4 protein-coding genes and 1 pseudogene are annotated in these 3,812 nt (G+C 71.9%); 3 read left to right on the top strand and 2 right to left on the bottom strand.

Going from position 1 to position 3,812, the window contains the following annotated elements:
* Positions 1-50: 50 nt before the first annotated feature.
* Positions 51-818 (bottom strand): M50 family metallopeptidase, encoded by a 768-nt coding sequence (locus tag ACFWE2_RS24950; RefSeq protein ID WP_377226901.1) that lies wholly within the window; start codon positions 816-818, stop codon positions 51-53.
* Positions 819-1,008: 190 nt separating this feature from the next.
* On the opposite strand from ACFWE2_RS24950, the gene ACFWE2_RS24945 reads away from it, so the two are divergent.
* Together ACFWE2_RS24945 and msrB are read left to right on the top strand one after the other, a co-directional pair.
* Positions 1,009-2,511, top strand: a complete 1,503-nt coding sequence (locus tag ACFWE2_RS24945; protein WP_377226900.1) for a DEAD/DEAH box helicase — start codon at positions 1,009-1,011, stop codon at positions 2,509-2,511.
* A 155-nt stretch (positions 2,512-2,666) separates the two neighbouring features.
* Entirely contained in the window at positions 2,667-3,065 is a 399-nt protein-coding gene (gene msrB, locus ACFWE2_RS24940; RefSeq protein ID WP_377226899.1) for a peptide-methionine (R)-S-oxide reductase MsrB, read from the top strand.
* A gap of 15 nt (positions 3,066-3,080) precedes the next feature.
* Here msrB and ACFWE2_RS24935 read toward each other — a convergent pair whose 3' ends face one another.
* Positions 3,081-3,614 carry a MarR family winged helix-turn-helix transcriptional regulator gene (locus ACFWE2_RS24935; RefSeq protein ID WP_377226898.1) on the bottom strand — a complete coding sequence of 178 codons (534 nt, stop codon included), beginning with the start codon at positions 3,612-3,614 and terminating at the stop codon, positions 3,081-3,083.
* Between the two features lie 99 nt (positions 3,615-3,713).
* Between ACFWE2_RS24935 and ACFWE2_RS24930 the strand changes: the two are divergent.
* Positions 3,714-3,809: pseudogene (locus ACFWE2_RS24930) on the top strand (cob(I)yrinic acid a c-diamide adenosyltransferase); the annotation flags it as partial.
* Positions 3,810-3,812 lie beyond the last annotated feature (3 nt).

Below are 3,812 nucleotides of genomic sequence, written 5' to 3'. Positions count from 1 at the left end.
GCCCAGAACTCACGTGAGTTCTGGGCCCAATCGCTCGGTACACGTTCGGCTTAGAGCGCGACCCCGAGGATCCACGCGCCGCCGAGCGTCAGCGCACCGAGGGTGACGAGCAGGAACATCGCCACCCAGAACAGCCCGCCGACGCCGGTCAGGCGAGCGAGCATGTCGGCGTCCGACGTCCGGGCCTGGCCGCGGGAGCGCTGGATCTGGAGCTCGAACACGGGGCGCACCGCGCCCAGCAGGAGGAACCAGGTGACCGCGTAGGCGACGGCGCTCTGTACCGCCGGCTCCAGGAACCAGGTCACGAACACGAGCGCGGTGCCGCTGACGAGGATCGACCAGAGCCCGAACCAGTTCCGGATCTGCAGGAGCAGCAGCGCGAGGAGCGCGACGAGCAGCCACAGCAGCCCGACGGCGTAGCCGAGCTTGAGGAGCCACGCGGCCCCGAGACCGATGAGACCCGGCCCCACATAGCCGGCGAACGCGGTGGTGACCATGCCTGGACCGCGCGGCTTGCCACGCGACACGGTCAGGCCGGAGGTGTCGGAGTGCAGCCGGATGCCTTCGAGCTTGCGGCCCGTGAGCAGGGCGCCGAGGCCGTGCGACGCCTCGTGGGCGATGGTGATGACGTGCCGCGTCACGTGCCACAGGGGCCGGTACAGGACGACGATCAGGGCGACCGCGCACATGCCGAGCACCATGAGGTTCGACGGCGGGTCGACCGGGGTGACCGCGTTGGTCCAGATGGTGCCGAGCACGTCACCGATGGCGGCGAACGGTCCGGCCGAGCTGGTCGCTGCGGGAATCATGCGCCACATAGAACCACAGAACGTGACGTTCGCCGCAGCCACAGGTCACGAGGACGTGAGATAGTGGGTGGCCGTGGGCGGCTTCAGCCGCCCGACGTCGTGGCCCCGGCCCGGGTTAGCACCCCGCCGCCCGGTGTGAGAGCACGGCGGACAACCGGCGCGATCCGCGCCGCCACCGAGCCCGAGAGGCCCATCTCCTTTGACTACGTTTGCCGACCTCGGTCTGCCCGCGCCCATCGTGCGCGTTCTGACGGACCGCGGCATCACCTCGCCGTTCCCCATTCAGACGGCATCCCTGCCGGACTCCCTCGCCGGTCGTGACGTGCTCGGCCGCGGCCGCACCGGCTCCGGCAAGACCCTCGCGTTCGCACTCCCGGTCGTGACGCGCCTCGCGACGACCGGCGCCCGTTCGGCCGCCGCGGGCCAGGCGCGCCGTGCGGCGGGCCGCCCCCGCGCGCTCATCCTTGCCCCCACGCGTGAGCTCGCGAACCAGATCGACGAGTCGGTCGCGCCGCTGGCGCAGGCCCTGGGCCTGAAGACCACCACCATCTTCGGCGGCGTGGCGCAGTCGCGCCAGGTCACCGCGCTCAACGCGGGCGTCGACATCGTCATCGCCTGCCCCGGCCGGCTCGAGGACCTGCTCGGCCAGCGGCACCTCACGCTCGACGACGTCGAGATCACCGTCCTCGACGAGGCCGACCACATGGCCGACCTCGGGTTCCTCCCCGGCGTGAAGCGCATCCTGGACCGGACGTCCTCGAAGACCCAGCGCCTGCTGTTCTCGGCCACGCTGGACAACGGCGTGGACGTGCTGGTCAAGCGCTACCTGAACCAGCCGGTCACCCACTCCGTTGACGACGCCGCCGCGCCGCCCCCGCAGATGACGCACCACATCCTCGCCGTCGCCGACAAGGACGCGAAGAAGAACGTGGTGCACCAGCTCGCGCAGGGCACCGGCCGCCGCGTGCTGTTCATGCGGACCAAGCACCAGGCCAAGAAGCTCGCCAAGCAGCTCACCGCCGCCGGCGTGCCCGCCGTCGACCTGCACGGCAACCTCGGCCAGGGCGCGCGTGAGCGCAACCTCGCCGCGTTCTCGTCCGGCGAGGTGAAGGTGCTCGTGGCGACGGACATCGCCGCGCGCGGCATCCACGTGGACGACGTCGAGCTCGTGGTCCACGTGGACCCGCCCGCCGAGCACAAGGCGTACCTTCACCGCTCCGGGCGGACGGCGCGTGCCGGCTCCGGCGGCGACGTCGTGACCATCATGCTGCCCGAGGAGCGCGGCGACGTCCGTGACCTGACCCGCAAGGCGAAGATCACCGCCCGCCCGCAGGACGTCCGTCCCGGCGACGCGACGGTGACCAGCCTGGTCGGCGAGGTCGCGCCGTACGTGGAGTACGTGCCGCCGGCCCCGCAGCCGGTCCGCCAGAGCCAGCCGCGCAAGCAGGGCGGACGTTCCCGCTCCGGCGCGCAGGGCTCCGGTCAGACCGGTGGCCAGGGCGGCGGCCGGCAGGGCCAGCCGCGCAGCCAGGGCGCCGGCCAGTCGACCGGCCAGCGCGGTGCGGGTCGTCCGGCGTCGGGTGGCGGACGTACCGCGGCCGACCACTTCCCGCGGCCGGACGCCGCGGGTGCTCCCCGCCGCCGTCGGCGTGGTGGCCGTGGCCGCGGGGCGGGCAACCCGAACGCGTCCGCCGCGAACTGACCTGAGCGCCGCGAGGTAGAGCGTGTGTCCGGTCTCCGCCAGGGGCAACCCCGGTGGAGGCTGGACACACGCTCTACTTCGCGGTCCCGGTGGGAACCGGTCACAGTGGGAACAGCCCGTCCTGACCGAGAGTTGAACTGCGCGGAGGTGTCGAGATGACCTACAAGGTGACGAAGTCCGACCAGGAGTGGCGCGAGCGGCTCTCTGCCCAGGAGTACGCGGTGCTCCGTCAGGCGGGCACCGAGCGCGCGTGGACCGGGGAGCTGCTCGACGAGAAGCGCAGCGGCATTTACCGCTGTCGCGCGTGTGACGCCGAGCTGTTCCGCTCGGACACCAAGTTCGACTCGCACTGCGGCTGGCCGTCGTTCTACAGCCCGCTCGCGGGCGACTCGGTCGAGCTGATCGAGGACCGTTCGCTCGGCATGGTCCGCACCGAGGTGCGCTGCGCCACGTGCGGCTCCCACCTGGGGCACGTCTTCGACGACGCGCCGCAGACGCCGACCGGCGACCGGTTCTGCATGAACTCGGTGAGCCTCACGTTCGAGGAGCGCTGACCCCCGGCGGACCGGTCAGTGGCTCTGCTTCCACGCGACGATGTCCGCCGAGTAGCGGTTGAGGAGCCTGGCCAGCTGGCTGACCTCTTCGGTCTCCCAGGTGGCCAGCGCCCCCTCCAGCATCGCGACCCGGCTGGAGCGCGCCCGGTCCAGCCGGGCGGCGCCGTCGGACGTGAGGGTGATCCGCTGACCGCGGCTGTCCTCCGGGTCGACGGTGCGTTCGACGAGGCCGAGCTCGGCCAGGCGGCTGAGCTGCCGCGACACGGTGGCACGGCCGACACCGAAAAAGGTGGCAAGGTCCGAGCCGCGCGCGCCCGGCCGTTCGGCGACGTGGGCCAGGAGCGGGTACGCACTGGCATCCAGCTCGGGATGGACGCGGCGTGCGATCGACGTCCCGGAGGACTGCGCGCGGCGGATCAGCAGCCGGATCTCCCGCTCCAGATCCTCGAACGGTCCCAGGTCCGTCCCGTCGTCGCCAAACGGGCCGCCGACATCGTCGACCTGGTCTTCGGAGGCGTCTGCGCCGGACGCCCCTGCGGTGGAGAGCATGCGCCCATGATGACGCGTCGAGCGCCCCGATCACAGCCCGAGGCCCGGAAATCCCCCGGTCGGGCCCGCGAAGTAGAGCGTGTGTCCCGACGCACGCTCTACCTCAACCGCCTCTCCGACCTTTTGTTCATCCTGGCCCGGGTGGCCAACAAGGAGGTCGGCGACGTGCTGTGGGTGCCCGGCGGGGAGCGCTGAGGG

It is taken from the genome of Promicromonospora sp. NPDC060271, from assembly GCF_042726755.1.
Lineage (GTDB): Bacteria > Actinomycetota > Actinomycetes > Actinomycetales > Cellulomonadaceae > Promicromonospora.
The sequence above is the reverse complement of the archived record's forward strand: the minus strand, read 5'-3'. Positions and strand labels throughout refer to the sequence as shown.